The sequence below is a fragment of the Tissierella praeacuta DSM 18095 genome, assembly GCF_900128955.1.
Lineage (GTDB): Bacteria > Bacillota > Clostridia > Tissierellales > Tissierellaceae > Tissierella > Tissierella praeacuta.
Map to the genome: position 1 here is coordinate 15,795 of NZ_FQTY01000018.1, position 17,113 is coordinate 32,907.

The following is a 17,113-nucleotide window of genomic DNA, read 5'->3' on the forward strand; positions in this document are numbered from 1 at the left end:
GTGTAGTAAAGTTATCGCAGACGTATGGCAATAAACGGAGGTGTACACATGACCAATTTTCAAAAACTATCGGAAACAGAAATGGAAGTTATGCAGATTATATGGAAATCTAACCAACCTGTGACATCTAGCGAGCTGCTTGACATTTTTGCGCGGCACAAAGGCAAGGTGTGGAAAGGGCAAACAATGGCAACCTTTCTGGCAAGGCTGGTTGAGAAAGGAGTCCTGATTTCCACAAAGCAGCAGGGTCGCACGAATATCTATGAGCCTTGCATGTCGCCGGAGGAATACCGGAGCCAGGAAGCAAAAAGCCTGCTAAAAACGCTGTATGAGGGTTCTGTCAAAAACTTCCTGGCAGCACTTTATGACGGCAAAGAACTGACAAAGGATGAAATAGCTGAATTGAGGCGCTGGTTCGCGGAAAAGGCAGGTGTGAAGAATGAGTAATCTGTTTTCAAATCTACTTGCCATGTCCATTGCGGGAAGTGTGGTTGTCGGGTTGATGCTGTTACTTCGGCCTGTAACTGCAAAAATCTTTCCTGCCAAGTGGCAATACGGAATTGGGAAAATGGCAATTGCTTTTTATCTCTTGCCTGTTTCCCTTATTGTAGGAAAAGTTTCTTTTATTTTTCCAAAGACAATAACGCCAAGGCATCCTTCTGGAACGCCACCTATGGCTATCCCTGAAGCATTAGAGCCAAACGGTTTTGTGGATGCAGTAGATACCCTGATGGAGAAACATCTTCCTGCTGCTATGGAAAAACACCTGTCTTTAGAAGTAATGGGGGCCGTTTTGCTCATTTGGTTTGTGGGCGCGATGGTATTTGCCGGATGGCATTTCTATTGCTACCACAGATTTAGCAAGCGGCTTCGGGAAAACAGTATTCCCATACCTGAGGATACGGCCGCCGCCCTGATTTCCTCACGCAAAGCTACTTTGGCTGTCCACAGTGATGTAAAACTGATGCTGAACCACAAAATTACAAGCCCTATGCTTGTGGGGCTGCGCCACCCCATGATACTGCTGCCAGCATCCAGCATATCGGAAACGGACTTAAAGCTGGTTCTGACCCATGAACTCATGCACCTGAAACGGAAGGATTTATGGGTGAAAGTGCTTGCGCTAATTGCGGGAACGCTGCATTGGTTTAACCCCTTCGTCCATGTTCTCCGCAAGGATGTAAACATATGGGGCGAGTTGTCCTGCGACGAGGCATTGGCATCCGAAATGTCCCATGAGGAAAGAAAGCATTATGGCGAAGCCATTTTGAACGCGCTGGACAACCATTCCGGCATGAACACGGCTTTTTATTCTCCCTTATGCGAGAGTAAGAAGCACATTAAAAGGAGATTGATAAGAATGTTGAACGTTAAGAAAACTAAGAAGTCTATTACGGTTTTAGCCGTTGCAGCAATCCTGGCAATCGGCGGTATAGGATTGGCATTGGCTGCCAGTTCGACAGGGAACGACATTGACAATGTTATCAATGTCAGTGCTGATAAACAGAACGATAGCAATATCGACGTGAAATATCTGTGGCCTGTAACGGGGCGTAATCGTATTACCGCTGCATATGGTAACCACATGCATCCCGTGAAGAAGGAAATGGTGTTTCATAATGGGATTGATATTCCGGCACCTGAAGGCACACCTGTACTTACTGCCGATAAGGGAACAGTCGCTGAGATAGGAGATAATGAAACGGATGGTAATTATGTCATTTTAAATCACGGTGGGGGTATTCAGACTTTTTACTCGAAATTGTTTGGATTTGCAGAAGGACTTGCAGAGGGAGATACCGTGCAGCAAGGCGACGTTATCGGCTATATTGGCTCGACAGGCGAAGCAACAGGCCCTCATCTACATTTTCGCCTGATTATTGACGGTGAGTACATTGACCCGACGAGCGTTTTTGCATCGGAAGATTGGTCGGATGGCAGGATTCGAAGGCCTGGTGATTGATTTTTCCGTAGTGTCACGGATGGTATATTTACCTGATAACCCTTCTTGAAGACATTCTGGCGATGTGGTAGTTGTTAAATATATGTGGGTTCCGTGAAAATGCGGAGCCCACATTTTTGTGTACCCAGCATCGTGTGATTTAACAAATTTTAATCAGCACCAAAAACAGTTGAAACTCCCAAGCCCTCACAGTTTTTCTTCACGGTGCTGATTATTGTGGTTATCAGAAAAAACAACTTATCAGGAATTTTAGAAAAAACCTTAGGACAAATAAGGGAGAAGAAGAAAAAGATAAAGATAGCCACTACTGGATTTAGAAACCCTAATGTACCAAATATGATCCCAACAATATTGAAGGCAAAGGAGAATACTATATTCATCTTTATTCGCTTAATGACCAATCTTGACATATCAATAAATTCAACAATCTTGATCAAATCATCTTGCATTAATACAACATTAGCTGTCTTAATTGCAAAATTAGTTCCCCCATGACCATTGCTATACCTACATCAGCTAAAGAAAGGGCAGGACCATCGTTAATTCCATCACCTATAATAGCAACTTTCTTGCCCATACTCTGATATATATTAGTTTAATCTAATGTGCTAGTAAATTTGATATTGTATGAATTTACCAATTACTTTTTTGAAAGAAAGATACCTCCTAAGAAAACAGCTCGGAAATATTATCCAAATATGAGTTCTTTAATGTGTCCTAGATTTATATTATTTCCTAACATATGATTGATGCTGTAACAGAGATTATGGGCTGAGTCCTTATCTATATTTATTTTTTCCATATTGACCTCCTTATTAATTCATAGACATAAACAGTAAATCATTGCAAATTCATTTGCTCACTTAAGTTCATATGAATTTGATGATTGTTGCATTTGACTTACATCAACTCACTATCGTTTCTTGTATTAAGTCATAAAAAAGGCAGGGAATTCTTCTCCCTGCTCACCTATTTCTATATCATTGCTTTCTAATTCAACCCTTTCTTTTTGCTCTAAAAGCTCTTGTTCTCTCTTTTTTCTTAGTCTTTCTTTTTGTGGTTCTGCTTGCTCTGGTGACTTCCAAGCAATATTTCCTTCCAGATTATCTAGAAGATGTTTTCTGGCTGTTTTAAACTCATCTCCTATTAACCCTAATCTTAAAAGCCATACTCTAAATGTATATTTTTCATTTTCTGATACAGTTTTCTTGGGACTTGCAAACTTTTGATTATATGCTTGTGCTGTTACAGCCATACAAAATTGCAGATATGCTTTCAATTTTCCTGCATGAAGAGATCCATTAAAAGCTCTGAATTCTATGGTTCCCTTTTGAAAAACAGAGTGCAGATTTAGACATCGATATCTACTGTCATGGTAATGCTGATGACTTCCATCCCCCCCTTTATACCAAAGATTTTGAATACTCCTTATTGTTTTAGGTTTCTTTTTGTTTAGTTCTTCTAAGAAATCCTTATCTATTTTTTTACAATACCGTCTTTCTCTTTCCGAATCTACTTTCAAGGCTTTATATATCATATCTTCCTTTGCAGCTACAATATTTACAAGGTTTCTAATTTGATATGCCTTAAATGGAGCTGAATTGATATGAATATGAATTCCACAAGATTTATTACAAAATGCTCCAGCCCCTCTTAATTTTCTTATGATTTCTTGAATATTTTCTATATCTTCATATCTACAAATAGGACTTACTAACTCAACACTATATTCCTTATCTGCTATTTGCTTTCTATTCCCTACTTTCTTTTGACAGGTAATACTAGCATCACTTACAAGTTTCCATTTCCTATTTTCATTATCTGTTACAGTATAAGTCCCATATCCACCTCCCTCAAAATCTACTGTCCCATTTAAATATTCACCAATAACCTGTGCTGCTCTTTTTCTTGTAATACCAGTCATCTCAACTTCTACTCCAAAATTTTGTTCCCTAAGATCCATATCCACACCGCCTTACCATAGCTTTTTTCTTTTTATTATATCTATGGCATTTTCATATCCTCTATATTTAGAAGCTAGAACAATAAGATCTGCTAGTTTTTCATCCCTCCAGGAATCAATTAATTCTCCTAAGCATTTATCGTGGAGTTCATTGATTTTAAAAATAGTATCTGCAATAATCTTTTCTATTTCTTTATCTCTTTTAATAGATTTGTTCTTTTCTCTGTATCTTCTTTTAAATATTGCTCCATAAAACATAAAAGGTCATTATCTCTATTGGGAGTATAGCTAATGCAGACTTTTAAATCATCTATAATTTCTTCTTTTTGTATCCTTAAGAACTCAAGTTTTTTATTTTCCACTACCTTCCACCTGCCTTTCCAAATAATTTTTCCTTATAGGTTGGAGCATGAACTGCTAAATTATATCTTTCATTACCACATTTATATAGACAAACTCCCCTTTGTGGAAATTTAATTAAATTGTATTCTGATTCTTCCAGCTGCAGGGTATCTATATAAAACTTTTTATCAATATTTCCTGCATTAAATAAAAAAACGTGTGCTGGAATAGAAAACAGCGGCTTAGTTAGTTCCCTAATTCCTTCAATATTGAAGTCTTCAAGGTTCTGACTGCTAAGTATCACTGCTGATTCTTTCTTTCGCACTCGCTTCATAAAATTACGAATATATTCAATTGCTGTAAGATTAGTTAAGAATAAATACAGTTCATCAATCCCTGCTGCAGTATTTCCTTCTGTAAGAAGTTTATCTGACATAAAGGATAATATATTAAATAATAAGGCATTTTTAACATTTTTGCTGGCCTGAAGTAAGCCCTTAACAATAAATCTATTGGATATTATATTAGTATGACTATTAAAGAACTTACTTTCTGCACCTTGACACATGGAGTGAAGTCCAAGGAAAATTTCCTGTAATAATTCCTTAGTATAAAGCTGATGTTTGTCAATGTCATAGCCCTTATATTCTTCCTCTATAAGCTGATACAAATCTGAAAGAATAGGGTATTCATTTGATTCTAATCTACTGAAATCTGTACTATCACTTATCTTATATTTTCTATATAGTTTTTCAAGCATGATTTCTATTACATCAATATGCTTATAATCAAAGTCTTTATATGATCGGAAAAAATCCTTTAAAAAACTAATATGCTGGCTTAGTTTAGTTGCTTGTCTAAATGCTATAGGAGCATCTTTATCTTCTGGACTTCCTCCTTCATCCCACGTTTTAGGTTCTAATGGATTTATCATATATTCTCCACTCATTAAATCTACAAAACATCCGCCTATATTTTCAGCAAGATCTTGATACTCATCTTCCGGGTCTAAGCAGATAACACTCTTTCCTGATTCTAAAATATTACATAATATTAGCTTTAACAAATAGCTTTTCCCTTGTCCAGAGTTCCCTAGAATTAAAATACAGGGATTGGTTTTGTCATCATCTCGTCTATCAAAATCTACAATAATATTTGATCCAAACTTATCCCTGCCTAAATAAAAACCATTAGTATCAGTCTTTCCCGAATAATTAAAGGGATATAAATTGGCTACTGAAGATGCTGGAAGTACTCTTTCAAACTGAATCCCAAATATATTTCTTCCACTTGGGCTGACAGATAAAAAACCTTGCTGCTGCCTAAGTATAAGTCTATCTACATTTAATTTACTTCTTACAAGTTCTGTTAACACATCAGTCTGCAGTAATTTTAAACTATCATAATCACTAGAAATAAGTTCAATATATACTGCACAATGAAATAATGGCTCTCTATTTCTGTGCATTGTTGATACTAAGGTTACCACATCCTGCAGGTTGCTTTCTGCTGTTACAGTCTGCTGCAAATCATTTGTATTTAAAGTGTTCATCCTATTTTTATTGGCTGCATTATGAATTATCTTCTTCTCTTCATTTGGAGTTCCCTGTCTTGTATATATCCTAAGAGTAACTCCATCCTTTTCCCCAAGATGACGAAGGATTGCCTGTTCATTGGTACTTGTAGGATATTCCCTTAAGGCCCATACACCTCTGTAGGTATTCCCGCAAATAAAGTGATCTGTATTAAATTTAATAATAGATGGTGCAATCATGTCTATAAAAGTTTTGATTTTTTCATCCTCTACTATAGATATTTTCTTTTTTACCATTTTATTTCTTTACCTCTCTTTCTTTTTTGACATTTAAAAAACCCTACACATTAGTGCAAGGTTTGGTAACATATATAATATATAAAGTTTCTTCTTAAGATTGCTCCATAATTCCATCGATAAATTGGATTTTTGCTAATCATTACAATAACAGCTTTCCTGCTTTTATATGGGTATTCTAAACTGTCATCATCCACATCTATTATTGCAATATATCTACATACTTTAAGCAATCATAAATAAAATTTAAAGGTACACAATATAATATGTCGCATCCATTTTTTGACACTGTCGTTTGCCCTATGCAATAGACATAATTTTCTTCATTCTGTCTCTTCTGAAACTCAGAAACACTTTTGGCTATTTGAGATTCTCTAATACATTTTGCATATATCATAATATCATTCCTCTCATAACTACTAATTTAGTAAATCAATTCATCTATTACACAAACTAAAATTTATCAATCTTTCATAAGAATCCCCAATCTATTTATCTTATGAGCGGTGATAATGGTATAACTATATGCATTAACTGTTATTTCACAATTATCTATGTCTATGTACCAGTTCTTACCCCTTCTTACTATAATAGCATTGGGACTTAGTATTTTCCTGCTACACCAATTCTCTACATCATCCGCATCTAAAGAAAGATTCTTTTTAATTCATCCAACTCCAACTCTGTTGTATGCGAATTTTTTGTCGCCATGTATTCTCCTTATTAAATTCCTATTTACCTACATCTTATATGTTTTTCTAATCCACATTATTTCTAGAATGTCCTAACTTCACTCCATCCACATTCCATCATCATTTTGCTCTAACTTAGGAAGGGGTATATGAAGGAGTCTTAAAAAATCCTTTTGTGACTCTAATTCTCTTTCAGCAATAAAATTAACAAAGGGTCTATCATCTTCATGAGCTTTTTCCAGTAATGTAATATATTCACTTCTTAGAATTGGAGGAATTAATGCAGGTAAATATCCATCTTGTATCAGTGCAGTATTCATAAGTAGCCTTGCTACCCTTCCATTTCCATCTTTATAGGGATGAATAAATACAAACTTCTTATGGAGTAATGCTGCAAATTCTACTGGGTGATATTTTTTTCTTTCTTTACTTATCCACTTGCATAGTTCCTCTATTTCAGCTTGGATATTTTCTACCTTTGTTACTGGGTAATTAGATCCTGATATAAAAACAGGAATATCACGATATTTTCCGGCAAATTCTTCTTCAATATTTTGATAAAAGAGTTTATGTAGGTATAGGATATCAGCTTCTTTAATTTCTTTATTTTCAAGTAAAGTGAACATATAATCATATGCTTTTGCATGATCTACAGCTTCAAACATATCTCTTAAAGGCCTTCCTCCAACTGTTAATCCGTCTTCTATTAAAACCTTAGTTTCACTTTCTGTTAAAGAATTACCCTCTAATGCATTAGAAGTCCATGTTAAACCAACCCGATAAAAGTCTTTTACCTGCCTCAACATTTTACCCTCAAATGGTCTTAATTCATTAATAGCACTTTGATACAAATCCAGTTTTTCTTTGTGTTCCATAGGTTCACTCCTCGTATAATAGTATTTGCAAGGAAATATTATATATTTTATAGAGATAATAGCCTTGCAACCTATTGTCTCTTTTTTTATTTCTTTGTATAGACCAATAACAATGCCTGTGGTTTAATAATGGTAGAAACCATTAAGGAAAGTTCAGTCGCTCCGTGTTTAGCCTTCGGGCTTATTCTATGAAAGTCAGTCCCCCTTGGCTGTGTGTTTTCTTCTAACCGCTAGCTGTTTTCTCCTGAACAGGTGTCCCTTGTTGCAGGAAGGGTTCGTGCATGCACCACAGGAGCTTATTCATATACGCGAGGGTGTCGCTGCCGCAGTCCCAAGGGCATTGTTTTATTGGTTTCTTAATCTATTTAGAAAGTGAGGTGAATTCTATGTTGAACACTCTCTTTGTAGGTATCGATGTTAGTAAACGTAATAATGTTGTACGTTTTACTGATTCTTATGGTGATACTTTAACTGTCTTCTCTGTTCCTAACAATCAAGATGGTGCGAATAATCTTCTTGATAAACTACGTAACACCCTTATAACTAGGGATTTCCAAGCAGTCTCTATCGGTATGGAATCTACCTCCATTTATGCTGATCATCTGGCTATCTTTCTTCGTAATGACGCATTCTTAAAGAAATGGGGTGTCAAAGTCTTTGTTCTGAACGCTAAGCAGGTTAACGCTTTTAAAGAAGCGTATCCTGAATTACCTAAAAATGATAATATCGATACTCTTGTTATTGCTGACTATCTACGCTTTGGTCGTATATCCAAAGAAGTTAATCTGGATGAAAAATTTATCGCCCTTAGAAATCTTACTAGAGCAAGATTTCAAGTTGCTCAAAATCTAAGTCGCGAAAAATCTAGATTCTTAGATTCTTTATTTTACAAGTTTTCTTCCCTTGATTCTTCAAAAGTATTTTCAGATACCTTTGGAACTACTTCCATTGCTGTAATTACAGACTTCTTCTCTACAGATGACATTAATGAAATGCCTTTAGAAGTTCTAGCAGAGTTCTTAATAGATAAAGGGAAAAACAAATTTAATGATCCCGAGGGAATTGCAAATGATTTAAAAGCAGCTGCTAGAAGTTCTTACCGCTTATCTAAAACTGTAAATGACTCTGTTAACCAACTATTAGCTGTACGTCTTATTGGAATACGCTCTTTTCAGCAACAATTAAAAGATCTTGATAAAGCTATTGAATCCTATATGCAACTGTTTCCCGCTATTTTAAATAGCATTCCTGGTATTGGTCCCGTGTATAGCGCTGGGTTGCTAGCTGAAATAGCTGATATACACCGATTTAAAAATCATGCAGCATTAGCTAAATATGCAGGTATTGCATGGACAAAATACCAATCTGGAGACTATGAAGCCTCTAATACAAGGTTGATTCTTTCGGGCAACAAATACCTAAAGTATTATTTCTTGGAAGCTTCGAATAAGGTACGCATGCACGATGCCGAATTCAAGCGCTATTACCTATCCAAGTTTAAAGAAGTACCGAAGCATCAACACAAACGTGCCCTCGCACTTACTGCAAGGAAGTTGGTTAGATTGGTTTACTCACTGCTGAGCACCAATCAATTATATATACCACCTACTAGCAAATAGTAGGTTCCTTTAACGCCTTCAAAAATTTGCAGCTTTCTGAAGGCTTATTAAAGTGTGCCTTTTTTAGAAATATTATACATATTTCCTTAAAATTTTAATCATTTATGTCTTGACATATTGCCACTAGACTTTTTTAATCTTTTAATATATTTCTTTAGCCCTTATAATCCTTTAATTATAGACATTATATCATATAGACTTTATCAAATAAACTCATATTTTCTATCACTACTTTGTTTAATCATTTGGATTATCTAATAGGTAAATTATTTCTTATAATATTATTATCTACCCCTGTTCAATTTTTTGCAAAAATAGCCCTCAACTTTATGAAGGCTATTAAAATGCTTGTTAATTTCATATCTCATATTTACTTTATAAAGGCAGTTTTTTGATTAGTTCCCTATAATATCAGTATTACCATTTACTAATTCTTGCCATCGCTTATTTCCTATCATGTAATCATATGTTTCTTTATCTCCAAAAGCTAGCAACAAATTCTTATGCATTTCAGCAATAAAATCTTCTTCAATTTCCTTAAATTCCATATGATTGTATAAGCTTGATTTGGTAAAGTCTAATATTTTATTAGCACTAGCAAGCATCTTTTCCATAGTTGCTATGGTTTCAACCACATCTTTTTCTGCTGTTACCCAATCAAGCTTACAAGATTCTTTATAGTAGTCTCCCATTTCAAAAACTTCTGCTAAATCTCTTTGTTTCTCTACAAGCTTGTAGGCCTTTTCCTTATCTTTATCTTTCATGGCCAAGATATACATATTCTGAAAAACCATACTCATCATGCCATATCCAGAGAATAACAGCTCTTCATAGGTATTATATGCTTCCTTAATCTTATTTGTTTTGCTATAAATAAAAGCTTGTTTTCTTTTTCTTTCTGGGTTTTGATTAGAAAAATAATTTAAATATTCTTCTGCTTTTTCATATTCTTCCTTCCTTAAATAAAATCCAAATAAAGAATCAGCTGCCTTAGTCCTGATATTTTCGTCCTGACTTTCTAGTGCTCTTTCATAGCAACTGTTGATATAATCTTCATATTTTTCTGCGTCTGGAACTTTCTTTGTTAAACGCCATGCATCTAAAATTAGAGCTACTTGCCAGATTAATTGTTCACAATTAGGATACTGATCAATTTTCTCTTTTGACCACTTGAAAACTTCCTCATAACTTTCACTTTTAAATTTTTCATTTATTTGATAAACAATATTATTTATTTCTTCCTCTCTTAGTTCCTCTTCAAAGGACAATAGGATATCTGGTGTTATATTAAGCAATCTAGCAATAGGAGCTAATAGCATAATGTCCGGTTGGGAATTTCCATTTTCCCACTTATTAACTGCTGGTGCTGTAACTCCAAGTCGATTTGCCATTTCTTCCTGAGTTATATTTTTCTTTTTTCTGTATTCTCTTATTACTTGACCTATCTCCATAATAAATAACCTCCTGACTATACTTTAATCAGCAATGGCCTTTGCTAGCCTAATCATATCAAGAATCCTAGTATTCAACAATTGAATAAATGTTAATTATTGCTTAAAAAATATAACTATTGCTCATATTCCACTTAATTAAATTTTTTCTTATAGGGTCCACTTACTCCCCCTGCAATATCCTTACATTTTTTTCTGTCTTCAGCCAGCTCTTTAAGTTTCAGAGGATTTTTATTAATATTTAATAATGGATTGTACTTTTCAATAAGTATACACTCTATTAAATCAAAATTGTCATCATATGCTACAATACTAACCTCTATATTCTCCTTTAGCCAATTAATAATTTCTTCTGTATCGCTTTTTGAAAATTTAAAGTTATCTTTATTTACCTTGCCAATTAAATGTCCTTTTATGGGCAGATATCCTAGAACACACCCTATAATCCTAAAAAAGGTGCCTGGTGATTTATGTTCTAGCTCTTGTTCTAATCTCTGTTTAATAGTTTTTTCAGCTTTCCCAATATAAATATACTTATAAACCCTTGATTCTAAAATTGTTTGATATCTAATTGGTAGCTTAGATTGCTCCCTTAACCTTATACAATAAAATCCTAGTTCAGATAGTATTTTATTATCCAATTGGGAGATTTCTTTGAAATTACTAGGATCAATTAAGAGTTTCTCTATTCTACTCTGAACTCCCTTGTTTAATAGATATTTAGTTTCTTTCAATATGAACTCCCCCGGCATATAGTATCTTTCTTATAATTATATCATTATATTTAAAAATAACTTCAAATAAAATTACTTTTACTCATCGCCAAATACAATCCATCTTTCCCCATCATAATCTTCATATTTTTCTGTAGTTACATTTTGTTCATAGTAAACTCCAAGGAGTCTTTTAATATTCTGATTATCTGCCCTCCTAGCTGCAAATCCTTGGTCTTTTAAATTCTTTTTTATTCTCGATAAGTATGAGAATATATTTGATTCCTTCTCATCCTTAAGTCTTATTATAATCAGAAATTCTCTAGCTGTTGCCATTTATACCTGCATCCTATCAAGATTAATGCTATCTTGCTTTAGCAAATTCCTTATAACATGGTTTTGTTCCATTTCTATTCTTCTTTTTAAATACTGCTTATTGTCATCAAAGTTTTCCTTTGAATTAAGACATAGCATTTCAATTTCTGCTATACCTTTTAATACTGTCATCAAAGCATATATCCTTGAACTTATGCTTTCATCTTATAGTACCGAAATATTAGTTGGATGGATTATAAAATATACTAACTCTCCATATGGAGTTTTGAGACTAAAATCTGTAATTTCTTCAATACTAATTAATTCTCTTGTAGATTTCTTTTGTTTTTCTTTTATTTTTCTTTTTTCTTCTCATTTTACAACCTCCACTCAAATAATTGTTGTTTTAATATAAAAAAGCTACAAGCATACTTGATAAAATTCAATATGCTTGTAGTTTCAAATTGTATGGTTAAAAAGGCATATACTGCAGTTATAACAATTGCTGGCATAAATCATAACTGGGATAAAGCAAATACAGAAATAAGAAACCCTATTCCAATAATTACAATGTCTTTTAATTCCCATAGCCATAGTGTCACTTTAGCCTTTAGATTATCAGTATACATATACATTATTTATTCATCCCCTCTTCTTTTTGTTTTCTTAAAAAATAGGCAATCCCTCGCATAATAAAATCTACACAAGGGATTGCTACACTATTACCTAATGCCTTATATCTTACAATATCTGATGCTTTCTCAATATTAGTCCATCCATCAGGAAAACCTTGAAGCATTTCACATTCAAGTGGAGTAAGCCTTATTTTCATATCCTTTCTCTGTATTGTAAACTGCATGTATATCATTTGTAGTCAGGTTATAGCTAATATCTTCTTGAAAGCCACATCCATTTCCACCATTATAGTCTTGTCTTCCTATAATATTTGCTGATATACAGTAGTCCTTCTTATCCATGCTATTTGACACTAAAGGTACATTATTTCCACCAGTTCCATAAGATGCTGAAATTGTTGGTGCCACATTTAATGGTCCATTATACCTACAATCCTTTCCATGGTTTTCAAATAATTCTTGTTGATGCTTGTGTATCTTGTTTATGTTTTCTTTATTTATAACTATAGGTGGATTCCCTACCATACCTGCTCTCAAGGTTCCTGTAATATTTTCTGTTAAATCCATCCTTTCTCCGCCTTGATCATTTAAGCATATTATTGGCTCTATATTTATGCTTTTATTCCCCCTTGAATCATCAAGGCTTTTTTCAACTGTGATGGCAGTTCCTTTCCCCTTGCCTTGGATCTTCTCAATATTCCCAAACAAGCTCTCTTGCTCAAATAATATTTTTGGTGCGGTGTGTCCTCCAAAATCTGCCACAAGAAAGATTCTTTTTCTTCTTTGGGGGACACCCCAGTATTGAGCATCGAGTACTCTCCAAGCAATGGAGAATTCATCTCCCAATATGCACCTAACAGATTTCCATAACCCTTTCGGAGGTCTAGGTATAGATATTCTGCTGTCTGCAATCTTTGCTGTTTCTTCCAGCACTGCCCTGAAATCTTCTCCTCCTGCACTTGAGAAGGCTCCAGGAACATTTTCCCAAAGGAAGTATCTAGGTCGAATAAGGTGATTTGCTTTTCCTCCCTTTCCATCTTTACACCTCATTTCTTTTGTTATTCTGACTTGTTCCATAAATAATCCTAATCGTTCACCTGCTAGTCCTGCCCTTTCTCCTGCAATAGACAGATCCTGACAGGGTGAACCACCAGTAATTAAATCAACAGAAGGCAATTCCTCCCCTTTTAATTTGGTAATATCTCCAAAGTGAACCCATATTAGGAAATCTAGCTTTTGTTACTCTAATGGGGAAAGTTTCTATTTCACTTGCCCATATAGGTGTAATTCCATTGTATATTCCAGCTAGGGGAAATCCTCCTATTCCATCAAAAAGACTCCCCAAGGTAAGCATCTTACATTCCTAACCTTAAAGGAGTCAATTCATTTTCCTTTATATCTAATTCCATTATTCTTTTAATGGGTATACCTTTACTTCTAGCAAACTCTATTTCTTCAAACATTCCACTTGAGATATGGTTGCCGAATAACCAAAGTTCATCACATTTATTTAGAAATTTTTTTCCCATGTTAATTCCCAATTTTCTTTCATCTTCTTTGTCCTCATCTAAAATCTGAGGATAAAGAAGATGAGGACAAAAAAAGGCATTACCTTCGTTTAACACATGTCGGCAGGCCTTCTTGGCAAAATCTATATTCTTTTCAATATCTCCAGCATAGGGAGATGCAACAAATATTAATTTCATAAAACACAACCTTTCCTCTTTATTTTGGTACTGCTTGAACAATTGTCCTAGTTGTATTAACTGCTGCTTGTGCAGTATAAACTGCACTCATTATATTAGCACGAGTTGATGTGTCAAGTCCGAATGCACCTGCAATTCGTGGCACTTCTCCTGCTGATAACATTAAACCTAAGCCTAGTAAAGCATGATCTTTTACCACCATTAAACCAGCCGTTAGTATGGTTGCCTGTAGGAATGTAGTTAAACAAAGACCAATTATCTGTTTAGACCATTGAATAAATCCATCTATATATCCACGAGGAACAGAAAACATATAAAGACTACCAACTGCTATTTGTATAAGGAGAATTCCCCCTCTTTTTAGGTTAGCAAAGAATACCTTAATCACTGCATATCCAATTAGGATAATTATAAATAAAGCCATAAAAGGACTTTTTATCATGTAAAGACCTCCAAAGATTTCTGAACTTCCTACACTGGTAATATCTCCCCCAGTATTTAAATTTGAAATAATATCTGAAGCCAATTCATTGATTCCACTTCCATAGCCTGTAATCCCTGCAGTTAAAGTTGCTTGTAGGTTAACAGATAACTTATATAATTCTATTGGTACAATGGTAAAGAGATTTACTGCCATAAATCCCTTTATAGCATTTAAGCCTGCATCTCTGATACCACCTCTTCCATTTTGATATTCTATTCCTGTTTCAAAAACTGATACTATAAGTCCTGTTCCATATAGGGACCAGGCAAGATAAGAGAAAAAGAGAACAATAGACTGTACCCAACTCATTTCAAAAAGTTCTACTCCCATATTTTTCATATTGGCAAAAAAGTCAGCAAGGAAACCTACAATTTGTCCATAAATCCAGTCTATTATTTGATCCATTACATCTCTTAATATAAAATCCCATATAAATATTTTTATCGCCTCCTTTCGTATCCAAGTATAAAGGCATACACTATAGAAGGTATGCCTTTTCATATTATTTTATATTCCAAGTATCCCTACAAAAGGATGGTAGACATCTTTTATTTTTTATTCATCAGTTTATATTTTATACATTCTATATACCTTAATTGTCTTTTTAACCTTTAATTTTTGTAGAAAAATGCCGATATAATTAGTACAAAAATATATTCAACCCCAAAACCTACACAGTTGAAAGAAGGTGATGCTAATGTTTATAGCAGACATGTAATATAAGTTCCATTTCATGATTCCATATTAAGAAGGGAGATTATAAATGAAAAAGTATACAAGTTTTTTCAGTTTGTCCATAAGCATAATTATGTTATTCATGGTATTTGCTTCTATACCTGTCATGGCCACAACACCCATAGCTGAGAGCGAAAACTATATTGATATTGAAGTTCCCCTTGTCCCAATTGATACTGGATTTATCACGCCATTGGCTATTAGCCCACTTACGGGTAATGCGGGTAAATTAAATGCTTTTTTCAATATTGGTCAAACATCTGCAACTACCAATATGGCAATTTTTGATTTTCGTGACAATACATTACCGGTAAATGCTAAAATCACCAAGGTAGAACTATCATCTCAACGAACTGCGGTTCCTGGTATGACATATTATGCTCAGATTGGAAAAGGCTCGACTACTACCAATTTTAATTGGGCACCCAATATTTCTTGGGCTTCAACAGTGAATACTAACTATTTTAATAACCAAAATCCCTACGACTACTGGGCACTCCGTTTTTATGCAACAAGAACAATCACTCAGCCCGATTATGGTGCAGGAGCTACAGTTTCATCAGCAATACTAAGAGTCTATTGGAAATAACCAATTAAATAAGGATGACTAAAATCGAATATTTTTACTTTGTATATTCCCTTTAGGCATCCTCAACCACATTAACAGGAGGTGATCTGATGAATATCAAGGGAATACCTTATATAAATTATTATACCGCCCCAATGGCAAAACAAACCCAGGTAAGAAATAAGACAAACAAACCTGATGAAATAACTAATCCCATTAAAAATGATATAGTGGATACCGTAGAAATTACAAATATTTCTGATGCCAATAAAATAGAGTTGGAACGTCGTGCGGCTTTAGATAAAGTTAGCCCCAAGGAAGCTCTCATGGCTGCTTTAACAACTGCTCCAAACAACGATGATGTGGAACGTAGCAAGGCATTAGCAGCCAAATTTGCACCGATTCAAAATAAAATGTTATCTGGCAAAAAATTAACCGCAGAAGAAAAACAATTTTTACAAAAATATTATCCCGAATTTGCAACCACAGCACGACGCATTGAGCAAGAAATCGAACAACTCCGTAACCAAGTCAGACATTCTAAGTCAAGAGAAGATGCAAACCGATTGATTATGGAAAAGAAAATACAGCTTATGAACTCAGGAAAAAAAGATGGTTTTCTTTTATTCATAATGCCTGCGATTGATGAAGCCTTCTAGATAATATAATACAAAATCTATTGTTCCTAAAAATTGCTTAAACCTATGATGGAAATACAATCATGTTGACAACTGACATTAAATTTTAATATCCTATTATCAGCACTTGATGTGATTTGAAGAATTAGTCCCATCCAAACCTCTTTACACAAATAAGCCGTTTCATTTCCGTTTTAATGTAACGGCTTTTGCTTCGCCTACATTCCAAGAATTTTCCAAATATATTTTGGTGCTGTTAAGGTAAATACCAAGCATGCAAACAGTATTGCAGGGGCTGCCCATTCAAATTGTCCATGTTTGCGAAAATCAAAATATGCGGTACCCAGTTTTGCAAAGAAAAATACTGCTAGAATTAAATCTATTGCTGGAAATACTACTTTATTTACTACAGTCTTAATTTGAGTTGATGCATCTTTCCAAGTCCCCTCAATTGCTCCTGCCACATCTCCTGAACCTGCTGCAAAAGTTATAGTACTGAGCATTAAAAAAGCCATTAGCACTATACAAATTACTAATATATTTTTCTTATATGTCTTCATAAAAATCACCTTTCTCTTTCTGT

Annotated in this window: 22 protein-coding genes; 5 read left to right on the forward strand and 17 right to left on the reverse strand. The window is 34.4% G+C overall.

From position 1 onward, the window contains the following. Positions 1-48: 48 nt before the first annotated feature. Positions 49-447, forward strand: coding sequence for a BlaI/MecI/CopY family transcriptional regulator (locus BUB33_RS13180; protein ID WP_072977208.1), 399 nt, complete (start codon positions 49-51; stop codon positions 445-447). Further along, positions 440-1,963: a M23/M56 family metallopeptidase gene (locus tag BUB33_RS13185; protein ID WP_072977211.1), complete on the forward strand. Its 1,524-nt coding sequence runs from the start codon at positions 440-442 to the stop codon at positions 1,961-1,963. The genes BUB33_RS13180 and BUB33_RS13185 overlap by 8 nt, the downstream gene beginning before the upstream one ends. A 149-nt stretch (positions 1,964-2,112) precedes the next feature. On the opposite strand, the gene BUB33_RS15870 is transcribed toward BUB33_RS13185, so the two are convergent. From BUB33_RS15870 to BUB33_RS13220, 7 genes are all read right to left on the reverse strand, one after another. After that, positions 2,113-2,412, reverse strand: a complete 300-nt coding sequence (locus BUB33_RS15870) for a hypothetical protein (RefSeq protein ID WP_132984339.1) — start codon at positions 2,410-2,412, stop codon at positions 2,113-2,115. After that, entirely contained in the window at positions 2,412-2,540 is a 129-nt protein-coding gene (locus BUB33_RS16800; RefSeq protein WP_268807686.1) for a hypothetical protein, read from the reverse strand. The genes BUB33_RS15870 and BUB33_RS16800 overlap by 1 nt, the downstream gene beginning before the upstream one ends. Positions 2,541-2,891: 351 nt before the next feature. Then, entirely contained in the window at positions 2,892-3,926 is a 1,035-nt protein-coding gene (locus tag BUB33_RS13195) for an amidoligase family protein (RefSeq protein ID WP_072977216.1), read from the reverse strand. A 12-nt stretch (positions 3,927-3,938) separates the two neighbouring features. Further along, complete coding sequence (locus tag BUB33_RS13200) at positions 3,939-4,184, reverse strand: hypothetical protein (RefSeq protein WP_072977218.1); 246 nt, start codon at positions 4,182-4,184, stop codon at positions 3,939-3,941. Positions 4,185-4,287: 103 nt separating this feature from the next. Further along, the gene (locus BUB33_RS13205; protein WP_072977220.1) at positions 4,288-6,099 is read right to left on the reverse strand and encodes a VirB4 family type IV secretion system protein; all 1,812 of its coding nucleotides are present in this window, start codon (positions 6,097-6,099) and stop codon (positions 4,288-4,290) included. A gap of 463 nt (positions 6,100-6,562) precedes the next feature. Continuing rightward, positions 6,563-6,766 (reverse strand): DUF3781 domain-containing protein, encoded by a 204-nt coding sequence (locus BUB33_RS16655; protein WP_132984362.1) that lies wholly within the window; start codon positions 6,764-6,766, stop codon positions 6,563-6,565. Positions 6,767-6,889: 123 nt separating this feature from the next. Next, the gene (locus BUB33_RS13220; RefSeq protein ID WP_072977225.1) at positions 6,890-7,666 is read right to left on the reverse strand and encodes a Fic family protein; all 777 of its coding nucleotides are present in this window, start codon (positions 7,664-7,666) and stop codon (positions 6,890-6,892) included. 386 nt (positions 7,667-8,052) lie between these two features. On the opposite strand from BUB33_RS13220, the gene BUB33_RS13225 reads away from it, so the two are divergent. Beyond that, positions 8,053-9,285, forward strand: coding sequence for an IS110 family RNA-guided transposase (locus tag BUB33_RS13225; RefSeq protein WP_218564850.1), 1,233 nt, complete (start codon positions 8,053-8,055; stop codon positions 9,283-9,285). Positions 9,286-9,680: 395 nt separating this feature from the next. Here the strand turns inward: BUB33_RS13225 and BUB33_RS13230 are convergent, their stop codons facing one another. The 9 genes from BUB33_RS13230 to BUB33_RS13260 all read right to left on the reverse strand — a co-directional run bounded on the left by BUB33_RS13230 (position 9,681) and on the right by BUB33_RS13260 (position 15,090). Beyond that, on the reverse strand, positions 9,681-10,736 hold the full coding sequence (locus BUB33_RS13230; RefSeq protein WP_072977228.1) for a helix-turn-helix domain-containing protein: 1,056 nt from the start codon (positions 10,734-10,736) through the stop codon (positions 9,681-9,683). Positions 10,737-10,870: 134 nt separating this feature from the next. Then, the gene (locus BUB33_RS13235; RefSeq protein WP_072977230.1) at positions 10,871-11,470 is read right to left on the reverse strand and encodes a GIY-YIG nuclease family protein; all 600 of its coding nucleotides are present in this window, start codon (positions 11,468-11,470) and stop codon (positions 10,871-10,873) included. A 78-nt stretch (positions 11,471-11,548) separates the two neighbouring features. After that, positions 11,549-11,785, reverse strand: a complete 237-nt coding sequence (locus BUB33_RS16415; protein WP_200778231.1) for a hypothetical protein — start codon at positions 11,783-11,785, stop codon at positions 11,549-11,551. Further along, complete coding sequence (locus BUB33_RS16420; protein ID WP_200778232.1) at positions 11,786-11,956, reverse strand: hypothetical protein; 171 nt, start codon at positions 11,954-11,956, stop codon at positions 11,786-11,788. A 442-nt stretch (positions 11,957-12,398) separates the two neighbouring features. Then, positions 12,399-12,596, reverse strand: a complete 198-nt coding sequence (locus BUB33_RS16425) for a DNA cytosine methyltransferase (RefSeq protein WP_200778233.1) — start codon at positions 12,594-12,596, stop codon at positions 12,399-12,401. Then, complete coding sequence (locus BUB33_RS13250) at positions 12,571-13,575, reverse strand: DNA cytosine methyltransferase (RefSeq protein WP_200778234.1); 1,005 nt, start codon at positions 13,573-13,575, stop codon at positions 12,571-12,573. The genes BUB33_RS16425 and BUB33_RS13250 overlap by 26 nt, the downstream gene beginning before the upstream one ends. Further along, positions 13,562-13,753, reverse strand: a complete 192-nt coding sequence (locus tag BUB33_RS16430) for a hypothetical protein (protein ID WP_234950060.1) — start codon at positions 13,751-13,753, stop codon at positions 13,562-13,564. Before BUB33_RS16430 ends, BUB33_RS13250 begins: the two co-directional genes overlap by 14 nt. Before the next feature lies 1 nt (position 13,754). Continuing rightward, positions 13,755-14,105: a DUF7768 domain-containing protein gene (locus BUB33_RS13255; RefSeq protein WP_072977233.1), complete on the reverse strand. Its 351-nt coding sequence runs from the start codon at positions 14,103-14,105 to the stop codon at positions 13,755-13,757. Between the two features lie 19 nt (positions 14,106-14,124). Beyond that, positions 14,125-15,090 (reverse strand): conjugal transfer protein TrbL family protein, encoded by a 966-nt coding sequence (locus tag BUB33_RS13260; RefSeq protein WP_268807687.1) that lies wholly within the window; start codon positions 15,088-15,090, stop codon positions 14,125-14,127. A 262-nt stretch (positions 15,091-15,352) separates the two neighbouring features. On the opposite strand from BUB33_RS13260, the gene BUB33_RS13265 reads away from it, so the two are divergent. Together BUB33_RS13265 and BUB33_RS13270 are read left to right on the forward strand one after the other, a co-directional pair. After that, complete coding sequence (locus BUB33_RS13265) at positions 15,353-15,913, forward strand: hypothetical protein (RefSeq protein WP_072977236.1); 561 nt, start codon at positions 15,353-15,355, stop codon at positions 15,911-15,913. 89 nt (positions 15,914-16,002) lie between these two features. Then, entirely contained in the window at positions 16,003-16,551 is a 549-nt protein-coding gene (locus tag BUB33_RS13270; RefSeq protein ID WP_072977238.1) for a hypothetical protein, read from the forward strand. A gap of 197 nt (positions 16,552-16,748) precedes the next feature. On the opposite strand, the gene BUB33_RS13275 is transcribed toward BUB33_RS13270, so the two are convergent. After that, positions 16,749-17,090 (reverse strand): DUF3852 domain-containing protein, encoded by a 342-nt coding sequence (locus tag BUB33_RS13275; protein ID WP_072977240.1) that lies wholly within the window; start codon positions 17,088-17,090, stop codon positions 16,749-16,751. Positions 17,091-17,113: the final 23 nt, after the last annotated feature.